We start from the raw sequence: 18,965 nt of genomic DNA, 5'->3' as shown, positions 1-18,965 counted from the left end.
AGACATTTCGCATCCTTGTGAGTGAAACTTCCTACATGCGCAGGCTTTGTCACCACAACGACACAAAAGTGCCCCAGCAAAACATGGCACTGTGACTTGATTCGCAAAAGCGGCCACTGCAGACCGCCAGGACTGTCACATTGCAACGCTCTAACTCAAGGGTTATAGCGGTTTTTCAGGTGTAAAAATTAATCCTCAGTTTTTGTGCAATTTGCTCATCAATTGCGCCTCAGCCTGAGTCAAACCGCAGGATTGGGTCAGTTCATCCACCGTCGCGCCCATGCCCACCAGCTTCGCTGCCTGGGCAAACGACAGGCTCGCTGGGTCGCGCTGCTCAATCTGCGCCAGCTTGTCCGGCAACGGCGCGAGGATGGCGCGCAGTTCATGCACCTCATCCCCGACCCTCACCGCACTTTGCTGGAAGTGATCAACCCGCTTGACCAGCTCCAGAATGCGCCGGTCGCGCAGCGCATCGCGCTCGGCCTGTTGCATGGCCAATTCTCGCTGCTGGCGCACATAGCGCAGCATAAACGCCAGCGTCCCGGCCCACAGCAGGGCCAGGACAATCACTGCTGCTTCAAGGAACAATCAGATGTTCTCCAGATCCGACCACTCTTCTTCGCTCATCATCTTGTCCAGCTCAACCAGAATCAGCAGTTCGTTGTTCTTGTTGCACACGCCCTGAATGAACTTGGCTGATTCCTCGTTACCCACGTTCGGCGCGGTTTCCACTTCCGATTGGCGCAGGTAAACCACTTCGGCCACGCTGTCGACCATGATCCCGACCACTTGCTTGTCGGCTTCGATGATGACGATACGGGTGTTGTCGCTGACTTCGACGGTATCCAGGCCAAAACGCTGGCGGGTGTCGATCACCGTCACCACGTTGCCGCGCAGGTTGATGATGCCCAGCACGTAGCTCGGCGCACCTGGAACCGGGGCGATCTCGGTGTAGCGCAGCACTTCCTGCACGCGCATCACGTTAATGCCGTAGGTTTCGTTGTCCAGTTTGAAGGTAACCCATTGCAGGATCGGATCATCCAAACCTTGTGCAGATGCTGACTTATTCATACCCATGACCCCTTCAAATGCCGTTACGAACGGCGTGTGTGCTTCGTCGACCGCACTCGCGTGCGGCCCTTATTGTTCAATCAACTGCGTATGTTCACGGGCATCGACTTGACGGCACCGCTGGCGATCAACTCGGCCAGTTCGGCGACGTCGAGCAACGCGCACATGTGTTCGATTACAGTGCCCGCCAACCAAGGCCGCTGGCCCCGGTGGCTGCGCCATTTGATTTCGTTAGGGTCCAGGCGCAACGAGCGGCTGACTTGATGCACCGCCAGCCCCCACTCGTAACCCTGCACCGAGATCACGTATTGCAGGCCTTGGCGGAAGTCGTCGCGGTAGCGATCGGGCATCACCCAGCGCGCGGTGTCCAGTACCTTGAGATTACCGGCCTGGCTCGGCAGGATTCCGAGGAACCACTCCGGTTGCCCGAACAGCGGCGTCAGTTCCTGGCCGGCCAGGGAGTAGATCGAGCCCAGGCACACCAGCGGCACCGCAAGGGTCAAGCCGGCGACGTCGAACAGCAGGCATTCGAAAGGCTCCGCCGCCCAGGCCGGACGACCATCGCCGCTCACGGGCGGCGGCGTAATATTCGGTGGCAGGTGCACTTCCACCACGGGCTCGACCACCACCGGCGCGACGGGCATGACCACCGGGACGGCGACCGGCACGATCACCGGCGCGACGTAGGCATCACGCGCCTGCTCTTCCAATACGGCCAACTGGAACTCATCCAGGGTACTGGACGACGGTTCTTCTACCGCAGGTTCCAGGACCAGGATCGGTTCCGGCAATTCTTCTGCAGTGGCTTCCTGCAACAAGGCATCCAGGTAGGATTCCAGTGCCAGTTGCGGCCGGGTCTTGAGTTCGACAGGACGATTCATCACGCCACCTGCGCAACAAGCTGCTGGGACAGCAGGTGCTTGAGCAATGCGCGGTAGGCCAACACACCACGGCTTTTACCGTCGAACTGCGAAGGCGTCAGCCCGGCGCGGCTGGCATCGCGCAGGCGCGTGTCCACCGGGATGTAGCCGTTCCAGATGGTCTGCGGATAGGCGTCACGCAATACGCGCAACGTGCCCAGGGACGCCTGGGTACGGCGATCGAACAAGGTCGGCACAATGCTGTACGGCAGCGCCTGTTTACGCGAGCGGTTGATCATCGCCAGGGTGCTGACCATGCGTTCCAGGCCTTTGACCGCCAGGTGCTCGGTCTGCACCGGGATCACCAACTGCTGGCTGGCCGCCAAGGCATTGACCATGAGCACGCCAAGCAACGGCGGGCTGTCGATGATCGCGTAATCGAAGTCCTGCCACAGTTGCGCCAGGGTCTTGGCGATCACCAGGCCCAGGCCGCTCTGCCCCGGCGACTGGCGCTCAAGGGTGGCCAGCGCGGTGCTGGACGGCAGCAGGGAAATGCTCTCGTTACTGGTCGGCAACAGCAGTTGGCCGGGCAAGTCGCTCGGCACGCTGCCCTTGTGCAGGAACAGGTCATAGTTGCTGTGCTCCAGCGCGTCCGGGTCGTAACCGAAATAGCTGGTCATCGAGCCGTGGGGGTCGAGGTCGACCACGACCACACGCTTGCCCGCCTCGGCCAGCAAGCCGGCTAAAGCGATGGAGGTGGTGGTCTTGCCGACTCCACCTTTTTGATTGGCAACTGCCCAGACTCTCATTCGGATGGTTCCTCCCGGTGGGCACGTGCGCGACCGAGACATTGCATAGGTTATTGAGCCGGTGACGGAGAATTGACGGCACTCTGCCGAACCGGCGGCTTTGCAGGGGCCGGTGCAGTTTGTGTGCCAGCGCGCCTCAAGGCCGCATCCGGTGTTGCATTGGCGGTGCCGGTGCCGGTCAGGCTACGGCGCACATCCAGGTTGCGTGAGACGACCAACACCACCCGACGGTTGCGCGCGCGGCCTTCCAGGGTGGCGTTATTGGCCACCGGCTGGAACTCGCCATACCCCACCGACGCCAGGCGCCCGGGGTTCACACCCTGCATCGCGAGCATGCGCACGATGCTGGCGGCACGGGCCGAGGACAGCTCCCAGTTGGTCGGGTATTGCGCGGTGCTGATCGGCACATTGTCGGTAAAACCTTCGACGTGGACCGGGTTTTCAAAAGGTTTGAGGATCGCCGCCACCTTGTCGATGATGGTGAACGCCTGGTCGCTGGGCAACGCATCGGCACTGGCGAACAGCAGGCTGGAATTGAGCTCGATCTCCACCCACAACTCATTGCCGCGCACGGTCATCTGGTTGGAGCTGATCAGGTCGCCAAACGCGGCACTGATGTCATCGGCGATGCTTTTCAGCGGATCGCTGGTGCCGCCCACGCCGGCAGCGGTTTCGTCGCTGTCGTTGACCAGCGGCTTGGCCGGGGTCACGCTCTTGGGCCGCTCTTCGCCAATGGGTATCGGCTTGAGCGAACGGTCGGCGTCGTTGAACACGCCGATCAGCGCCTGGGAAATGACTTTGTACTTGCCTTCGTTGATCGACGAGATGGAGTACATCACCACGAAAAATGCGAACAGCAAGGTGATGAAGTCCGCATAGGACACCAGCCACCGCTCGTGGTTGACGTGTTCCTCAGGCTCGCGACGGCGACGGCTCATTGGCATTACTCCCCATCAATCCATGAAGCCCTGAAGCTTCAATTCGATGGAGCGCGGGTTCTCGCCCTCGGCAATCGAGAGAATGCCTTCGAGCAGCATCTCGCGGTAACGGGACTGGCGCATGGCAATGGATTTGAGCTTGCTCGCTACCGGCAACAGCACCAGGTTGGCACTGGCCACACCATAGATAGTCGCGACGAACGCCACGGCGATGCCGCTGCCCAATTGCGAAGGGTCGGCCAGGTTGCCCATCACGTGGATCAGGCCCATGACTGCACCGATGATGCCGATGGTCGGCGCGTAGCCGCCCATGCTTTCAAACACTTTGGCGGCGTTGATGTCGCGGCTTTCCTGGGTGTAGAAATCCACTTCCAGGATGCTGCGGATCGCTTCCGGCTCGGCACCGTCGACCAACAACTGCAAGCCTTTACGCGAGTAGCTGTCGGGCTCGGCATCGGCCACGCCTTCCAGGCCCAGCAGGCCTTCCTTGCGTGCGGTGAGGCTCCAGTTGACCACCCTGTCGATGCCACCGGCCAAGTCGACACGTGGCGGGAAGATGATCCAGATCACGATCTGCATCGCACGCTTGAACGAGCTCATCGGTGACTGCAACAACGCAGCGCCCACGGTGCCGCCAATCACGATCAGCGCCGCCGGGCCGTTGGCCAGGGCGCCGAGGTGGCCGCCTTCGAGGTAGTTGCCGCCGATAATGGCGACAAACGCCATGATGATGCCGATCAGGCTCAATACATCCATCAGAGGCAGGCCTCCACCAGATGCTTGCCGATGTCGTCCAGGCTGTAAACGGCGTCGGCCAGGTCAGCCTTGACGATGGCCATGGGCATGCCATAGATCACGCAGCTGGCTTCGTCCTGGGCCCAGATCGCACTGCCGCCCTGCTTGAGCAGGCGCGCGCCTTCACGACCGTCGGCGCCCATGCCGGTGAGCACCACCGCCAGAACTTTGTCACCGTAGGACTTGGCCGCCGAACCGAAGGTAATGTCCACGCACGGCTTGTAGTTGAGGCGCTCGTCACCCGGAAGGATTTTGATCGCGCCACGGCCATCGACCATCATCTGCTTGCCGCCTGGGGCCAGCAACGCCAGGCCAGGGCGCAGGATGTCGCCATCCTCGGCTTCCTTGACGCTGATGCGGCATAACTTGTCCAGACGCTCGGCAAACGCTTTGGTGAACGCCGCTGGCATGTGCTGGATCAACACGATCGGCGCCGGGAAGTTGGCCGGCAATTGGGTCAATACGCGCTGCAAGGCCACCGGGCCACCGGTGGAAGTCCCAATGGCAACCAGCTTGTAAGCCTTGCGCTTGGGCGCTGGCGAATGAGCATGCGCGGCAGCCGGTGCCGACGTGCGTACCGGCGGCGGCGCAGGCCGGGTAACCGGGGCAGGCGCCGGGCGACTGAACGAGGAACTGGTGGGCGCAGACGGCGCAGCTACCGGCGCCGGGGCGGGTGCTGGGGCGCTGAACAGGCTGCGACGGTTACTGCGGGAAATACTGTGGACTTTCTCGCACAGCAGTTGCTTGACCTTATCGGGGTTGCGCGAGATGTCTTCGAAATTCTTCGGCAGGAAGTCCACCGCACCGGCATCCAGCGCATCGAGGGTCACTCGGGCACCTTCATGGGTCAGCGAGGAGAACATCAATACCGGGGTCGGGCAGCGTTGCATGATGTGCCGAACTGCCGTGATGCCATCCATCATCGGCATCTCGTAGTCCATGGTGATCACGTCCGGCTTTAGCGCAATGGCTTGATCAATCGCCTCTTTACCGTTGGTGGCCGTACCGACCACCTGGATGCTTGGATCGGCGGAAAGAATTTCCGAGACGCGGCGGCGGAAGAAACCCGAATCGTCCACCACCAGGACCTTGACTGCCATAAACACTCCGTTAGGCGGGGCGGGCATTACCGCCCTGCCCCGCCAGAATCAAATACGCCGTGCGGCGTAACGCTTGAGCATGCTCGGAACATCGAGAATCAGCGCGATCCGACCGTCACCGGTAATGGTCGCACCCGACATGCCCGGGGTTCCCTGCAGCATTTTGCCCAAAGGCTTGATGACCACTTCTTCCTGGCCAACCAGTTGATCGACGACAAAGCCGATCCGCTGAGTGCCCACCGAGAGAATCACCACATGGCCTTCGCGCTGCTCCTCATGGGCCGCCGATGCAACCAGCCAGCGCTTGAGGTAGAACAACGGCAGCGCTTTATCACGCACGATCACCACTTCCTGACCGTCCACCACGTTGGTGCGCGACAGGTCGAGGTGGAAGATCTCGTTGACGTTGACCAACGGGAAGGCGAACGCCTGGTTACCCAGCATCACCATCAGGGTCGGCATGATCGCCAAGGTCAACGGCACCTTGATGACGATCTTGGAGCCCTGGCCCTTGGTCGAGTAGATGTTGATCGAGCCATTGAGCTGGCTGATCTTGGTCTTCACCACGTCCATGCCCACGCCACGGCCCGACACGTCGGAAATCTCGGTCTTGGTCGAGAAGCCAGGGGCGAAGATCAGGTTGTAGCACTCGGTGTCGGTCAGGCGGTCGGCGGCGTCCTTGTCCATCACGCCACGCTTGACGGCGATATTGCGCAAGATCGCCGGGTCCATGCCCTTGCCGTCATCGGTGATCGACAGCAGGATGTGGTCGCCTTCTTGCTCCGCCGCCAGAATCACCTTGCCGCCACGGGACTTGCCCGAGGCTTCGCGTTCTTCAGGGGTTTCGACACCGTGATCGACAGCGTTGCGCACCAAGTGGACCAGCGGGTCGGCCAGGGCCTCGACAAGGTTTTTGTCGAGGTCGGTTTCTTCACCCACCAGTTCCAGGTTGATCTCTTTCTTCAGCTGGCGCGCCAGGTCACGAACCAGGCGCGGGAAGCGGCCGAAGACTTTCTTGATCGGCTGCATCCGGGTTTTCATCACCGCGGTTTGCAGGTCAGCCGTCACCACGTCGAGGTTCGACACGGCCTTCTGCATGGCTTCATCGCCACTGCTCAAGCCCAGGCGCACCAGGCGGTTACGCACCAGTACCAGCTCGCCGACCATGTTCATGATGTCGTCCAGACGCGCGGTATCAACCCGCACGGTGGTTTCGGCTTCACTGGCGGGTTTTTCCGCCGGTGGTGGCGCAGCCGCACGCGCAGGTGCTGGAGCCGGGGCTGCGGGCTTGGCCACAGGCGCAGGCGCAGCCGCTTTAGCAGCAGCCGGTGCTGCCGTGGCGACTGCAGCCGCTGGGGCAACTTCGCTGAACTTGCCCTTGCCGTGCAAATCATCCAGCAGCGCTTCGAATTCGTGATCAGAGATCAACCCATCGTCCGCAGGCTTGGCACTGGCAGCCGCCGCCGCAGCAGGCGCTGCCGCCACTTCCGGCAGGGCGTCGACCGCAAACGTGCCTTTGCCGTGCAACTGGTCAAGCAAGGCTTCGAATTCGTCATCGGTGATGTCGGTGCTGGCCGGGGCCGCAGGCGCTTCGGCAGCCGCGACAGGCGCCACCGCATCGGCGGCGAACTGGCCTTTACCGTGCAACTGGTCGAGCAGGGATTCGAACTCGGCGTCGGTGATGTCTTCACTGGTCGGTGCCGCTGCCGGGGCAACGGCGGCCGGTGCTTCAGCTTCGGCCTTGACGGCACTGAGGGAGTTGAGCAGTTGTTCGAACTCATTGTCCGTCACATCCGCTTCAGGCTCCGCCACCGGCTCAGGCGCGGCCTCAACCACCGGCGCTGCCGTGGTGTCGGCCGGCTCTGCATAGCGCGCCAGGGCGGCCAGCAGTTCCGGGGTGGCCGCCGTGATCGGGGCACGTTCGCGAACTTCGCTGAACATGCCGTTGACCGCATCCAGTGCTTCGAGAATCACGTCCATCAATTCCGAATCAACGTGACGCTCACCCTTGCGCAGGATGTCGAACACGTTCTCGGCGATGTGGCAGCACTCCACCAGCTCATGGAGCTGGAGGAAGCCGGCGCCCCCTTTTACAGTATGAAAACCGCGAAAAATTGCATTGAGCAGGTTCGCATCATCCGGTCGGCTTTCCAGCTCGACCAGTTGTTCGGACAGTTGCTCTAAAATTTCGCCGGCCTCTACAAGGAAATCCTGAAGGATCTCTTCATCGGCGCCGAAGCTCATGTGGGTGCTCCTTAGAAGCCTAAACTGGATAACAGGTCATCTACGTCATCCTGACCTGACACAACGTCTTCACGTTTATCGGCATGAATCTGCGGACCTTCACCCTTGGCGAGATGTTTTTGTGGATCTTTTTCAGAGAGGATCGCTTCGCGGTCATGTTCGATGCCGGCAAAACGGTCTACCTGGCCAGCCATGAGCACCAATTTGAGCAAATTGCTTTCCACTTCGGTAACCAACTGGGTTACACGTTTGATCACCTGACCGGTGAGGTCCTGGTAATCCTGGGCCAGCAGAATGTCATTGAGGTTGCTGGAAACCGTGCGGTTTTCCTGTTCGCTGCGCGACAGGAAACCGTCGACCCGACGGGCCAATTCACGAAACTCTTCAGCCCCGACTTCGCGACGCATGAAGCGGCCCCAGTCAACGCTGAGGGCCTGGGCTTCATTGGCCATGCCGTTGACCAGAGGCGTGGCATTTTCCACCAGGTCCATGGTGCGGTTGGCCGCGGCCTCGGTCAGCCTGACCACATAGGACAGGCGTTCGGTGGCATCAGTGATCTGCGAGATTTCTTCGGCCTGGGGCATGTGCGGGTCAATCTGAAAATTGACGATCGCACTGTGCAGCTCGCGTGTGAGCTTGCCCACTTCCTGGTACAGGCCGCGGTCACGGGTCTGGTTGAGCTCATGGATCAACTGCACCGCGTCGCCGAAGTGGCCTTTTTCAAGGCTGTCGACCAACTGGTGAGCATGCTTTTTCAGGGTCGACTCAAAGTCTCCCTGTGACGTTTCTTTATGCTCCATAGCTCCCCCGCGATGGCATTAGCCGTGGATGCGTTCAAAGATCTTTTCGATCTTCTCTTTCAAGGCCTGTGCAGTGAATGGCTTGACTACGTAACCGTTGACCCCGGCCTGGGCGGCTTCGATGATCTGTTCACGCTTGGCTTCGGCGGTCACCATCAACACGGGAAGGCTGCGCAGTTTTTCGTCGGCACGCACGTGGCGCAACAAGTCGATACCGGTCATGCCCGGCATGTTCCAGTCTGTTACCAGAAAGTCGATGCTCCCGCTGTTGAGGATCGGAATCGCCGTAAGGCCGTCATCCGCCTCGACCGTGTTTGTGAACCCAAGGTCACGCAACAGGTTTTTTATGATCCGCCGCATCGTTGAGAAGTCATCAACGATGAGGATTTTCATGTTCTTGTCCAATTCGACCTCCAAGCAGTCTTAAACGCGCCCAGCACCTGGACGCGCCATTTCAATCAACAGGCATTACACAAAAAGGACTGCCGGGGGCACCACGGATCGAACCCACGAAGGCCTATCACCCTCGCGGTATCGCTTTGCAATGCTCCCCACACTGCCTGTCAGCGCGCTCGCCACTCTCCCAAACGCCCCCGCAAGCGGGCTGCGCATTGGCTGTGCAACTGGCTGACACGCGATTCGCTGACCCCCAGGACCTCACCGATTTCCTTAAGGTTCAGCTCTTCGTCGTAATACAGCGCCAACACTAACCGCTCGCGCTCGGGCAAGTTGGCAATGGCGTCCGCCAATGCACCCTGGAAGCGTTCATCTTCCAGGTCGCGTGACGGTTCCATATGCGCGCTCGCGCCGTCCTCGTGCAGCCCTTCGTGTTCGCCGTCCTGCAACAGGTCGTCGAAACTGAACAGGCGGCTGCCCAAGGTATCGTTCAAAATCCCGTAATAATCGTCGAGACTCAATTGGAGTTCGGCCGCAACTTCATGATCTTTAGCGTCGCGACCGGTTTTTGCTTCAATTGCACGAATTGCGTCGCTGACCATGCGCGTATTTCGGTGCACCGAACGCGGCGCCCAATCACCTTTACGCACCTCATCAAGCATCGCGCCACGGATACGGATACCCGCATACGTCTCGAAACTCGCGCCTTTGCTGGCATCGTATTTGGTCGACACTTCGAGCAAGCCGATCATGCCGGCCTGGATCAGGTCCTCGACCTGCACGCTGGCGGGCAGGCGAGCCAGCAAGTGATAGGCGATACGCTTGACCAGCGGCGCATAGCGCTCAATCAACTCACCCTGACTGTCACGGGCAGATTTCTTGTAGGCGTTGTAGCCATTCGCTGTCATAGCACCGGTCCTGCGCTCGTCTGATGTACCAATCGCTCGACGAAAAACTCCAGATGCCCACGAGGGTTGGCGGGCAACGGCCAGGTATCGACCTTCTGGGCAATAGCCTTGAACGCCAATGCGCATTTGGAACGAGGGAACGCTTCGTAGACTGCACGCTGCTTTTGCACAGCCTTGCGCACGCACTCGTCGTAGGGAACTGCGCCGACGTATTGTAAGGCGACATCGAGGAAGCGATCCGTGACCTTGGTCAACTTGGCGAACAGATTGCGCCCTTCCTGCGGACTCTGGGCCATGTTGGCCAGGACGCGGAAGCGGTTCATGCCGTAGTCACGGTTAAGCAGTTTGATCAGAGCGTAGGCGTCGGTGATCGAGGTGGGTTCATCGCAGACCACCAGCAGGACTTCCTGCGCGGCGCGCACGAAGCTGACCACGGACTCGCCGATCCCGGCGGCGGTGTCGATCACCAGCACGTCGAGGTTGTCGCCGATATCACTGAATGCCTGGATCAGGCCGGCATGCTGCGCCGGGCTCAGGTGCACCATGCTCTGGGTACCGGAGGCAGCCGGCACGATGCGGATCCCGCCAGGGCCCTGGAGCAGCACGTCGCGCAGCTCACAGCGCCCCTCGATCACATCGGCAAGGGTGTGTTTGGGCGTCAGTCCCAGCAGAACGTCGACGTTCGCCAGCCCCAGGTCAGCATCCAGCAGCATGACGCGACGGCCAAGCTCTGCCAGGGCCAGGGACAAATTCACTGACACGTTAGTCTTTCCGACGCCACCTTTGCCGCCGGTCACCGCGATCACCTGTACGGGATGCATGCTGCCCATTTTATTTCTTTACCTTGTCTTGCTTAGACGCAGGCTACATGGCTTGGCCGCGTGAATCGCTTGCAGACCATCAATGTAGGTACATTTCACGGTGTTCATCCTGACTTCAACCGACCCGTTTTGCCGGGTTGTGGTAGAGGTCGGCGAACATATCGGCCATCGCTTCCTCGCTAGGCTCTTCTTGCATTTGCACGCTGACGGCACGGCTGACCAACTGATGACGGCGCGGCAGATGAAGATCATCCGGGATCCGCGGCCCGTCGGTCAGGTAGGCAACCGGTAATTCATGACTGATAGCCAGGCTCAACACTTCACCCAGGCTGGCGGTTTCATCCAGTTTCGTGAGGATGCAACCGGCCAGGCCACAGCGTTTGTAGCTATGGTACGCAGCGGTAAGAACCTGTTTTTGGCTGGTGGTTGCAAGCACCAGGTAATTTTTCGACTTGATGCCACGCCCGGCCAGGGTTTCCAGTTGCATGCGCAACGCCGGGTCGCTGGCTTGCAAGCCGGCGGTGTCGATCAGCACCACGCGCTTGCGCAGCAGCGGATCGAGGGCGTTGGCCAGGGACTGGCCCGGGTCGACGTGGGTCACCGGTACATTGAGGATGCGGCCCAACGTCTTGAGCTGCTCCTGGGCGCCGATCCGGTAGCTGTCCATGCTCACCAGCGCGATATTATTCGCGCCGTACTTGAGCACATAACGCGCTGCCAGCTTGGCGAGGGTGGTGGTCTTGCCCATGCCGGCAGGGCCGACCATGGCGATCACACCGCCCTCTTCCAGGGGTTCGATTTCCGGGGTAGCGATCATCCGCGCCAGGTGGGCCAGCAACATGCGCCAGGCCTGGCGTGGTTCTTCGATTTCGGTGGTCAGGGCCAGCAGGTCGCGGGACAACGGGCCGGACAAGCCAATGCGTTGCAGGCGACGCCACAGGTTGGCCTGTTGCGGTTTGCTGCCTTGCAACTGCGTCCAGGCCAGCGAGCCGAGCTGCACTTCCAGCAGTTCGCGCAGGCCGTTGAGCTCAAAGCGCATCGAGTCGAACACACGCTGGTCAACTGCGGCGGCCGGGGCTGGCGCGGCAGGACGCGGCGGCTCGACGAAGGTCGGCTCAACCAGTGGTTCGGCAGCGGTCAGCGGCAGCCCGGCGAACAACTGGCGATTGGTGGTGGTATCGCTGTCGCCACGCATGCTCAGCTCAGCCTGGGCCGAGACGATGCGCGAAGCGGTCTTGCGCAGCTCGTCTTCGAGCTCCATGTTCGGTACACGCGGCGCCAGCGCCGAGGGGGTGTAATCCAGGGCAGCCGTCAGCTCGACACCGCCGGCAATACGACGGTTACCGATAATCGCGGCGTCGGCGCCCAGCTCATCACGGACCAGTTTCATGGCCTGACGCATATCGGCGGCGAAAAAACGCTTAACTTGCATAACCCACTACCCTCAGCCGTTGGGCCCTACTGTCGCGACGATAGTCACTTGCTTGTTGTCAGGAATTTCCTGATAAGCCAAAACGTGCAAATTCGGTACTGCCAAGCGTCCAAACCGCGACAACATCGCGCGGACCGGACCTGCCACCAGCAGAATCACCGGTTGGCCCTGCATTTCCTGACGCTGTGCGGCGTCGATCAACGAACGCTGCAGCTTTTCAGCCATGCTTGGCTCCAGCAGAACGCCCTCTTCCTGGCCTTGTCCTGCCTTCTGAATACTATTGAGCAATATTTGTTCCAACCTTGGTTCCAAGGTGATCACAGGCAGCTCAGAGTCAAGCCCTACAATGCTTTGCACGATTGCACGGGACAATCCGACACGCACCGCAGCCACCAGCGCGGCGGTATCTTGACTCTTGGCGGCGTTGTTGGCGATGGCCTCGGCAATGCTGCGAATGTCGCGTACCGGTACCTGTTCGGCCAGCAGCGCCTGCAACACCTTGAGCAATTGCGACAGCGACAGCACGCCGGGCACCAGCTCTTCCGCCAGTTTTGGCGAGGCTTTGCCCAGTAAGCCCATCAATTGCTGGACTTCTTCGTGGCCGATGAGCTCGTGGGAGTGCTTGTACAGAATCTGGTTGAGGTGGGTCGCGACCACCGTGCTGGCGTCCACCACGGTATAGCCCAGTGACTGCGCCTGGCTGCGCTGGCTGATTTCGATCCATACCGCCTCCAGGCCGAAAGCCGGATCTTTGGCGGTAATGCCGTTGAGGCTGCCGAACACCTGGCCTGGGTTGATCGCCAACTCGCGATCCGGATAGATCTCGGCTTCAGCCAGGATCACCCCCATCAGGGTCAGGCGGTAGGCGCTCGGAGCCAGGTCGAGGTTGTCGCGGATGTGCACGGTGGGCATCAGGAAGCCCAGGTCCTGCGAGAGTTTCTTACGCACGCCCTTGATCCGCGCGAGCAATTGGCCGCCTTGGTTGCGGTCCACCAGCGGGATCAGGCGATAGCCGACTTCCAGGCCGATCATGTCGATGGGGGTCACGTCGTCCCAGCCTAACTCCTTGGTTTCCTGGGCGCGGGCTGGCGATGGCAGCAGTTCTTGTTGACGCGCAACTTCTTGCAGGGCTTGGACCTTGACCGCATTTTGCTTCTTCCAGAACAGGTAGGCACCACCGCCCGCCATGGCCGCCATGCTCAGGAACGACACATGGGGCATGCCCGGGACGATACCCATGATCGCCATGATGCCCGCCGCCACGGCCAACGCCTTGGGCGATGCAAACATCTGCCGGCTGATCTGCTTGCCCATGTCTTCGGAGCCCGACGCACGGGTCACCATGATGGCTGCAGCTGTAGATAACAACAGTGATGGCAATTGCGCCACTAAACCGTCACCGATGGTCAGCAAGGCGTACACCTTGCCCGCATCGCCGAAGGTCATGCCGTGCTGAAAGATACCGACGGCCATGCCGCCGATCAGGTTGATGAACAGAATCAACAGGCCAGCGATGGCGTCACCGCGCACGAATTTGCTGGCACCGTCCATGGAGCCGTAGAACTCGGCTTCCTGGGCCACTTCCAGGCGGCGGGTCTTGGCTTGATTCTGGTCGATCAGACCGGCGTTGAGGTCGGCGTCGATGGCCATTTGTTTGCCGGGCATGGCGTCGAGGGTAAAGCGTGCGCTGACCTCGGAAATCCGCCCGGCGCCCTTGGTGACCACCACGAAGTTAATGATCATCAGGATCGCGAACACCACGATACCGACCACGTAGTTACCGCCGATCACCACCTCACCGAAGGCCTGGATCACCTTACCGGCGGCCGCGTGGCCGTCCTGGCCGTGGAGCATGACCACGCGGGTGGACGCCACGTTGAGCGCCAGCCGCAGCAGGGTCGCCACCAGCAGGATCGTCGGGAATACCGCAAAGTCCAGCGGCCGCAGGGCGTAAACGCACACCAACAGGACCACGACCGACAACGCAATGTTGAAGGTGAAGAACACGTCCAGCAGGAACGGCGGCATCGGCAACATCATCATTGCCAGCATCACCAGCAACAACAACGGCACACCCAGATTGCCCCGCGAGAGGTCAGTCAGGGTCGTACGGGCCGTGCCGAGCATTTGAGAGCGATCCACCACCGGTATTCCTCGTTTCCTTGAAGCAAACTTTTGACGCCGGAAGGCGTCCTGGAGGCGGTATTGCAAGAAGCCTTCCAACTTTTGCTTTAAAAAACGCGGATTGCTCCCAAGCACGCTGGAGCACTATCAGGCCGGGCAATTCAACTGACGATTTGCACTTCGGTAGCCTGATCACCCTTTTGACCTGTTTCTACTTTGAACTCCACTTTCTGCCCCTCCTCAAGGGTTTTATAGCCCTCGCCCTTGATCGCCGAATAGTGGACGAAGAGATCTCCCCCACCATCCTGACTGATAAAGCCATAGCCTTTTTCCCCGTTAAACCACTTCACCGTACCTGTCGACATTGCCGCTCTCCTGACCTCGCTCAGCACACCACACGAGACTCACTGGATAATCTTGATATGGGACGCGAATACGCCCTCAGGGCGGTGGATCCTCGTAAATTGCACCCTTAGGCCCTCTCTGAGCCAAATCCCTGCAGAACTCGTGAGATCCACCAACACGCGTTCGTCGCCGCCATCCATTGCAATCACTCCCTCCCCTGTTTTGCGGTCGTATTCCTCGACCGTCCCTTTAACCACTTCCATTGCAACACCCTCTGCCTCACGTACAGCAATGTGCGTGGAAAACCCAGTGTTATGGAACCGCGATAAAGGGACGGCAGCTACTGTCAAAGTTGACAGGTAGACGACCGACAACGACGAGTGGTAGGGGGAAGGATGGAGCCGGGAGGGAGAGTTCGGGGCAGCTGATAATCAGGAGTCGCGGCGCAATTCCGGCGGGATCGGCAGATCCTTGAGCGGGTCCGGACGCTTGCCCTTGCCCGCACGGTATTGGCGGATCTGATAGACATACGCCAACACCTGAGCCACGGCCAGGTAAAGCCCGGCGGGGATTTCCTGATCGAGATCGGTGGAGTAGAAGATCGACCGCGCCAGTTCCGGCGATTCGAGCAACAGAATGTCGTGGGCCACGGCGATTTCGCGGATTTTCAGCGCAGTAAAGTCGCTGCCCTTGGCCAGCAGCATCGGTGCGCCACCCTTCTCCGGGTCGTACTTGAGGGCCACGGCGTAGTGGGTCGGGTTGGTGATAACCACGTCGGCGTCGGGCACCGACGCCATCATCTTGCGCTGGGACATTTCCCGCTGCAGCTGGCGGATGCGTTGCTTGACCTCGGGCCGCCCTTCCTGATCCTTGTGTTCGTCGCGCACTTCCTGCTTGGTCATCAGCAGTTTCTTATGGCTTTCCCACAGCTGGATCGGCGCATCCACAGCCGCAATGATGATCAGCCCGGCGGCCATCCATAGCGCGCTCCAGCCGACCACCTGCACGCTGTGGATGATCGCCGACTCCAGCGGTTCGTGGGCGATACGCAGCAGGTCGTCGATGTCTGACGACAACACCATCAGCGCCACAAACAGAATCAGGATGAACTTGGCCAGGGCCTTGAGCAGCTCCACCAAGGCCTTGGCGGAGAACATGCGCTTGAGCCCGGCTCCGGGGTTCATGCGGCTGAACTTGGGTGCCATGCTGCTCGCGGCGAACAGCCAGCCGCCGAGGGCTACCGGACCGATCAGCGCGGCCAGCAACAAGGTAATCAGGATGGGCTGCACCGCCAGGATCGCGATCTTGCCCGAGTGCAACAGGTATTGCCCCATCGCATCCGGGTTGAGCAACACCTCACGAGGCAAGGTGAAGTTGTGCTTCATCAGCTCCAGCAAGTCGAGCGCCAAACCACCGCCGTAGATCAGCAAGGCGCCGGCACCGGCCATCATGGTGGCAACGGTATTGAGCTCTTTGGAGCGCGCAATCTCGCCCTTTTCCCTGGAGTCCTTTTTACGTTTCTCCGTGGGGTCTTCTGTTTTGTCCTGACCACTCTCGCTCTCGGCCATGGCTCAGCGCGCCCGTGCCAGATCACGTAAGAACTGCAAGGCGTCGGTCGCCAGCGGTTGATACTGATTGAGAATGTCGGCCAGGCCGATCCAGAAAATCCCCATGCCCAAAACCAGGGTCAACGGGAAACCAATCGAAAAGATGTTCAACTGCGGTGCCGCACGGGTCATCACGCCAAACGCGATGTTGACCACCAACAATGCGGTAATCGCCGGCAGTACCAGCAACAGCGAAGCCCCCAGCACCCAACCGAGGCGCCCGACCGTTTCCCAGAAGTGATTGACCACCAACCCTGACCCCACCGGCAAGGTGGTGAAGCTTTCGGTCAGCACCTCGAACGCCACCAGATGCCCGTTCATCGCCAGGAACAGCAAGGTCACCAGCATCGTCAGGAATTGCCCGATCACCGCCGCGGACACACCGTTAGTGGGGTCGACCATGGAGGCGAAGCCCATGCCCATCTGGATCGAGATGATTTGCCCGGCAATCACAAACGCCTGGAAGAACAGTTGCAGGGAAAACCCCAACATGGCACCGATCAGGACTTGTTCGGCGATCAGCATCAGGGCACTCAGGTCCAGCGCATTCACCGACGGCATCGGCGGTAAGCCCGGCACCAGCACCACCGTGATCGCCACCGCCAAATACAGGCGCACCCGGCGTGGCACCAGGGTCGTGCCGAACACCGGCATGGCCATCAACATGGCCGTCACGCGGAACAACGGCAGGATGAACGACGCCACCCACGTGCTGATCTGGGTGTCGGTCAATGCCAGCAGGGAATTCACCCGATCAGCCGATCAACTGCGGAATACTGCCGTACAGCTGCAGGATGTATTCCATAAAGGTTTGCACCAGCCACGGGCCGGCGACGATCAGGGTGATCAGCATCACCAGCAGGCGCGGCAGGAAGCTCAAGGTCTGTTCGTTGATCTGGGTGGCAGCCTGGAACATCGCCACCAGCAGGCCCACCAACAGGCTCGGCACCACCAGCACGGCAACCATCATGGTGGTCAGCCACAGCGCTTCTCGGAACAGGTCGACGGCTACTTCTGGCGTCATTGCGCTATACCCCGCCGAAACTGCCGGCCAGGGTGCCGATAATCAGCGCCCAACCGTCTACCAGCACAAACAGCATGATCTTGAACGGCAACGAGATGATCAGTGGTGACAGCATCATCATACCCATGGCCATCAGCACGCTCGCCACCACCAGATCGATGATCAGGAACGGGATAAAGATCATGAAGCCGATCTGGAACGCGGTCTTCAACTCGGAAGTCACAAAGGCCGGTACGAGAATGGTCAGCGGCGCCTGGTCCGGGGTCGCGATGTCGGTACGCTTGGACAGGCGCATGAACAGCTCAAGGTCACTGGAGCGGGTCTGCGACAGCATGAAATCCTTGATAGGGACCTGTGCCCGGTCAATCGCCACCTGGGCGGTGATGGTTTCCGCCAGATAGGGCTGCAGGGCTTGCTGGTTCACCTTGTCGAACACCGGCGCCATGATGAACATGGTCAGAAACAACGCCATGCCGGTGAGGATCTGGTTCGACGGCGTCTGTTGCAGGCCCAGGGCCTGACGCAGGATCGAGAACACGATGATGATCCGCGTGAAGCTGGTCATCAGCATCACAAACGCCGGGATAAAGCTCAGCGCGGTCATGATCAGCAGGATCTGCAGGCTGACCGAATACTCCTGGGCCCCGGCCGCGTTGGTACCCAGCGTAATCGCCGGGATCGACAACGGGTCGGCGGCAAACGCCAACGGCGCCGCCAGCCACAGCATGAGCGTCAATAACACGCGCATTACTTCTTATCCTTCTGATCCTTGCCCAACAGTTCCATCAGGCGCTGAGCGAATTCGGGCGTGGCGGGCTTGGACTGATCCACGTTCACTGGGGTCTTGAGCACATGCAACGGGGTGATGCGGCCAGGAGTGAGGCCCAGCAGGATCTGCTCTTCACCCACTTGCACCAGCACCAGCCGATCACGCGGGCCGAGGGCGCGGGAGCCGATCATCTCGATCACCTGCGCGTTACCCGGACCCACCTGCTGTACGCGGCGCAACAGCCAGGCCAACACGAAGATCAGGCCAACCACCAGCAACAGCCCCAGCACCAGTTGGGTCAACTGGCCACCGAGGCCGCTGCCGACCGGCGCCGCCGCGGCGGCCGCCTGGGCCACCGGCTCTGCGGCCCAAGCGCCCAATGGCAGCGCGACCAACAGTCCCACCATCAGCCGCTTCATATCAGCGCAACTTCTTGATGCGTTCGCTTGGGCTGATCACGTCCGTCAGGCGGATGCCGAACTTTTCGTTGACCACCACCACTTCACCGTGGGCAATCAGGGTGCCGTTGACCAACACGTCCAAGGGCTCACCCGCCAGGCGATCCAGCTCGATCACCGAGCCCTGGTTGAGTTGCAGCAGGTTGCGAATGTTGATGTCGGTGCTGCCCACTTCCATGGAAATCGACACCGGTATGTCGAGGATCACGTCCAGGTTCGGCCCATCGAGGGTCACCGGGTCGTTGTTCTTCGGCACGCTGCCAAACTCTTCCATCTGCAGGCGGTTACCTGCGGGGGCGGTGGCGGCATCGGCGGCCAGCAGGGCGTCGATATCGTCCTGGCCAACATCGCCGGTTTCTTCCAGGGCCGCAGCCCATTCGTCAGCCAGAGCCTGGTCTTCGGCGGAAGTGTTTTCGTGTTCGGTAGCCATTACATGTCCTCGGCGGAGCAAACATTCATAAATA

The 18,965-nt window shown here is 60.5% G+C and carries 21 protein-coding genes; all 21 read right to left on the bottom strand.

Features of this window, described 5'->3' with window-relative positions:
• Nucleotides 1-195: 195 nt before the first annotated feature.
• The 21 genes from ACKZ62_RS08110 to fliN all read right to left on the bottom strand — a co-directional run bounded on the left by ACKZ62_RS08110 (nucleotide 196) and on the right by fliN (nucleotide 18,931).
• Nucleotides 196-588: a DUF2802 domain-containing protein gene (locus tag ACKZ62_RS08110; protein ID WP_032887921.1), complete on the bottom strand. Its 393-nt coding sequence runs from the start codon at nucleotides 586-588 to the stop codon at nucleotides 196-198.
• Entirely contained in the window at nucleotides 589-1,071 is a 483-nt protein-coding gene (locus ACKZ62_RS08105; protein WP_032887919.1) for a chemotaxis protein CheW, read from the bottom strand. It lies immediately after the preceding gene.
• 80 nt (nucleotides 1,072-1,151) lie between these two features.
• The gene (locus tag ACKZ62_RS08100) at nucleotides 1,152-1,952 is read right to left on the bottom strand and encodes a CheW domain-containing protein (protein ID WP_032887917.1); all 801 of its coding nucleotides are present in this window, start codon (nucleotides 1,950-1,952) and stop codon (nucleotides 1,152-1,154) included.
• Nucleotides 1,952-2,740 (bottom strand): ParA family protein, encoded by a 789-nt coding sequence (locus tag ACKZ62_RS08095; protein WP_032887915.1) that lies wholly within the window; start codon nucleotides 2,738-2,740, stop codon nucleotides 1,952-1,954. Before ACKZ62_RS08095 ends, ACKZ62_RS08100 begins: the two co-directional genes overlap by 1 nt.
• A gap of 50 nt (nucleotides 2,741-2,790) precedes the next feature.
• The gene (gene motD / locus ACKZ62_RS08090) at nucleotides 2,791-3,678 is read right to left on the bottom strand and encodes a flagellar motor protein MotD (RefSeq protein WP_032887913.1); all 888 of its coding nucleotides are present in this window, start codon (nucleotides 3,676-3,678) and stop codon (nucleotides 2,791-2,793) included.
• Nucleotides 3,679-3,693: 15 nt separating this feature from the next.
• Nucleotides 3,694-4,434 (bottom strand): flagellar motor protein, encoded by a 741-nt coding sequence (locus ACKZ62_RS08085; protein ID WP_032887912.1) that lies wholly within the window; start codon nucleotides 4,432-4,434, stop codon nucleotides 3,694-3,696.
• Nucleotides 4,434-5,573, bottom strand: coding sequence for a protein-glutamate methylesterase/protein-glutamine glutaminase (locus ACKZ62_RS08080; protein WP_032887910.1), 1,140 nt, complete (start codon nucleotides 5,571-5,573; stop codon nucleotides 4,434-4,436). The genes ACKZ62_RS08085 and ACKZ62_RS08080 overlap by 1 nt, the downstream gene beginning before the upstream one ends.
• 48 nt (nucleotides 5,574-5,621) lie before the next feature.
• On the bottom strand, nucleotides 5,622-7,817 hold the full coding sequence (locus ACKZ62_RS08075) for a chemotaxis protein CheA (protein WP_447096509.1): 2,196 nt from the start codon (nucleotides 7,815-7,817) through the stop codon (nucleotides 5,622-5,624).
• Nucleotides 7,818-7,828: 11 nt separating this feature from the next.
• Entirely contained in the window at nucleotides 7,829-8,617 is a 789-nt protein-coding gene (locus tag ACKZ62_RS08070) for a protein phosphatase CheZ (RefSeq protein WP_032887907.1), read from the bottom strand.
• An 18-nt stretch (nucleotides 8,618-8,635) separates the two neighbouring features.
• Nucleotides 8,636-9,010 (bottom strand): chemotaxis response regulator CheY, encoded by a 375-nt coding sequence (locus ACKZ62_RS08065; RefSeq protein WP_160385018.1) that lies wholly within the window; start codon nucleotides 9,008-9,010, stop codon nucleotides 8,636-8,638.
• A 170-nt stretch (nucleotides 9,011-9,180) separates the two neighbouring features.
• The gene (fliA, locus tag ACKZ62_RS08060; protein ID WP_015885174.1) at nucleotides 9,181-9,921 is read right to left on the bottom strand and encodes an RNA polymerase sigma factor FliA; all 741 of its coding nucleotides are present in this window, start codon (nucleotides 9,919-9,921) and stop codon (nucleotides 9,181-9,183) included.
• Nucleotides 9,918-10,751: a flagellar synthesis regulator FleN gene (fleN, locus tag ACKZ62_RS08055; protein ID WP_003192912.1), complete on the bottom strand. Its 834-nt coding sequence runs from the start codon at nucleotides 10,749-10,751 to the stop codon at nucleotides 9,918-9,920. Before fleN ends, fliA begins: the two co-directional genes overlap by 4 nt.
• A gap of 106 nt (nucleotides 10,752-10,857) precedes the next feature.
• Nucleotides 10,858-12,174, bottom strand: coding sequence for a flagellar biosynthesis GTPase FlhF (gene flhF / locus ACKZ62_RS08050; RefSeq protein ID WP_032887905.1), 1,317 nt, complete (start codon nucleotides 12,172-12,174; stop codon nucleotides 10,858-10,860).
• Between the two features lie 12 nt (nucleotides 12,175-12,186).
• Nucleotides 12,187-14,301 carry a flagellar biosynthesis protein FlhA gene (flhA, locus tag ACKZ62_RS08045; protein WP_185160066.1) on the bottom strand — a complete coding sequence of 705 codons (2,115 nt, stop codon included), beginning with the start codon at nucleotides 14,299-14,301 and terminating at the stop codon, nucleotides 12,187-12,189.
• Between the two features lie 158 nt (nucleotides 14,302-14,459).
• Complete coding sequence (locus tag ACKZ62_RS08040) at nucleotides 14,460-14,663, bottom strand: cold-shock protein (protein ID WP_032887903.1); 204 nt, start codon at nucleotides 14,661-14,663, stop codon at nucleotides 14,460-14,462.
• Nucleotides 14,664-15,074: 411 nt separating this feature from the next.
• Complete coding sequence (flhB, locus tag ACKZ62_RS08035) at nucleotides 15,075-16,211, bottom strand: flagellar biosynthesis protein FlhB (RefSeq protein ID WP_095185434.1); 1,137 nt, start codon at nucleotides 16,209-16,211, stop codon at nucleotides 15,075-15,077.
• Nucleotides 16,212-16,214: 3 nt separating this feature from the next.
• Nucleotides 16,215-17,000: a flagellar biosynthetic protein FliR gene (gene fliR, locus ACKZ62_RS08030; protein ID WP_032887898.1), complete on the bottom strand. Its 786-nt coding sequence runs from the start codon at nucleotides 16,998-17,000 to the stop codon at nucleotides 16,215-16,217.
• Nucleotides 17,001-17,004: 4 nt separating this feature from the next.
• Nucleotides 17,005-17,274 (bottom strand): flagellar biosynthesis protein FliQ, encoded by a 270-nt coding sequence (gene fliQ, locus ACKZ62_RS08025; RefSeq protein ID WP_003214552.1) that lies wholly within the window; start codon nucleotides 17,272-17,274, stop codon nucleotides 17,005-17,007.
• A gap of 4 nt (nucleotides 17,275-17,278) precedes the next feature.
• Nucleotides 17,279-18,022, bottom strand: coding sequence for a flagellar type III secretion system pore protein FliP (gene fliP, locus ACKZ62_RS08020; RefSeq protein WP_032887897.1), 744 nt, complete (start codon nucleotides 18,020-18,022; stop codon nucleotides 17,279-17,281).
• Nucleotides 18,022-18,462, bottom strand: a complete 441-nt coding sequence (fliO, locus tag ACKZ62_RS08015; protein WP_032887895.1) for a flagellar biosynthetic protein FliO — start codon at nucleotides 18,460-18,462, stop codon at nucleotides 18,022-18,024. The genes fliP and fliO overlap by 1 nt, the downstream gene beginning before the upstream one ends.
• Before the next feature lies 1 nt (nucleotide 18,463).
• The gene (gene fliN / locus ACKZ62_RS08010) at nucleotides 18,464-18,931 is read right to left on the bottom strand and encodes a flagellar motor switch protein FliN (protein WP_032887893.1); all 468 of its coding nucleotides are present in this window, start codon (nucleotides 18,929-18,931) and stop codon (nucleotides 18,464-18,466) included.
• Nucleotides 18,932-18,965: the final 34 nt, after the last annotated feature.

The organism is Pseudomonas sivasensis, from assembly GCF_052938085.1.
The sequence above is the reverse complement of the archived record's forward strand: the minus strand, read 5'-3'. Positions and strand labels throughout refer to the sequence as shown.

Excerpts from the sequence above, each read along its gene's own strand:
- ACKZ62_RS08105 (WP_032887919.1), bottom strand. The coding sequence starts at position 1,071 with ATGAATAAGTCAGCATCTGCACAAGGTTTGGATGATCCGATCCTGCAA.
- ACKZ62_RS08100 (WP_032887917.1), bottom strand. The coding sequence starts at position 1,952 with ATGAATCGTCCTGTCGAACTCAAGACCCGGCCGCAACTGGCACTGGAA.
- ACKZ62_RS08095 (WP_032887915.1), bottom strand. The coding sequence starts at position 2,740 with ATGAGAGTCTGGGCAGTTGCCAATCAAAAAGGTGGAGTCGGCAAGACC.
- motD (WP_032887913.1), bottom strand. The coding sequence starts at position 3,678 with ATGAGCCGTCGCCGTCGCGAGCCTGAGGAACACGTCAACCACGAGCGG.
- ACKZ62_RS08085 (WP_032887912.1), bottom strand. The coding sequence starts at position 4,434 with ATGGATGTATTGAGCCTGATCGGCATCATCATGGCGTTTGTCGCCATT.
- ACKZ62_RS08080 (WP_032887910.1), bottom strand. The coding sequence starts at position 5,573 with ATGGCAGTCAAGGTCCTGGTGGTGGACGATTCGGGTTTCTTCCGCCGC.
- ACKZ62_RS08075 (WP_447096509.1), bottom strand. The coding sequence starts at position 7,817 with ATGAGCTTCGGCGCCGATGAAGAGATCCTTCAGGATTTCCTTGTAGAG.
- ACKZ62_RS08070 (WP_032887907.1), bottom strand. The coding sequence starts at position 8,617 with ATGGAGCATAAAGAAACGTCACAGGGAGACTTTGAGTCGACCCTGAAA.
- ACKZ62_RS08065 (WP_160385018.1), bottom strand. The coding sequence starts at position 9,010 with ATGAAAATCCTCATCGTTGATGACTTCTCAACGATGCGGCGGATCATA.
- fliA (WP_015885174.1), bottom strand. The coding sequence starts at position 9,921 with ATGACAGCGAATGGCTACAACGCCTACAAGAAATCTGCCCGTGACAGT.
- fleN (WP_003192912.1), bottom strand. The coding sequence starts at position 10,751 with ATGGGCAGCATGCATCCCGTACAGGTGATCGCGGTGACCGGCGGCAAA.
- flhF (WP_032887905.1), bottom strand. The coding sequence starts at position 12,174 with ATGCAAGTTAAGCGTTTTTTCGCCGCCGATATGCGTCAGGCCATGAAA.
- flhA (WP_185160066.1), bottom strand. The coding sequence starts at position 14,301 with ATGCTCGGCACGGCCCGTACGACCCTGACTGACCTCTCGCGGGGCAAT.
- ACKZ62_RS08040 (WP_032887903.1), bottom strand. The coding sequence starts at position 14,663 with ATGTCGACAGGTACGGTGAAGTGGTTTAACGGGGAAAAAGGCTATGGC.
- flhB (WP_095185434.1), bottom strand. The coding sequence starts at position 16,211 with ATGGCCGAGAGCGAGAGTGGTCAGGACAAAACAGAAGACCCCACGGAG.
- fliQ (WP_003214552.1), bottom strand. The coding sequence starts at position 17,274 with ATGACGCCAGAAGTAGCCGTCGACCTGTTCCGAGAAGCGCTGTGGCTG.
- fliP (WP_032887897.1), bottom strand. The coding sequence starts at position 18,022 with ATGCGCGTGTTATTGACGCTCATGCTGTGGCTGGCGGCGCCGTTGGCG.
- fliO (WP_032887895.1), bottom strand. The coding sequence starts at position 18,462 with ATGAAGCGGCTGATGGTGGGACTGTTGGTCGCGCTGCCATTGGGCGCT.
- fliN (WP_032887893.1), bottom strand. The coding sequence starts at position 18,931 with ATGGCTACCGAACACGAAAACACTTCCGCCGAAGACCAGGCTCTGGCT.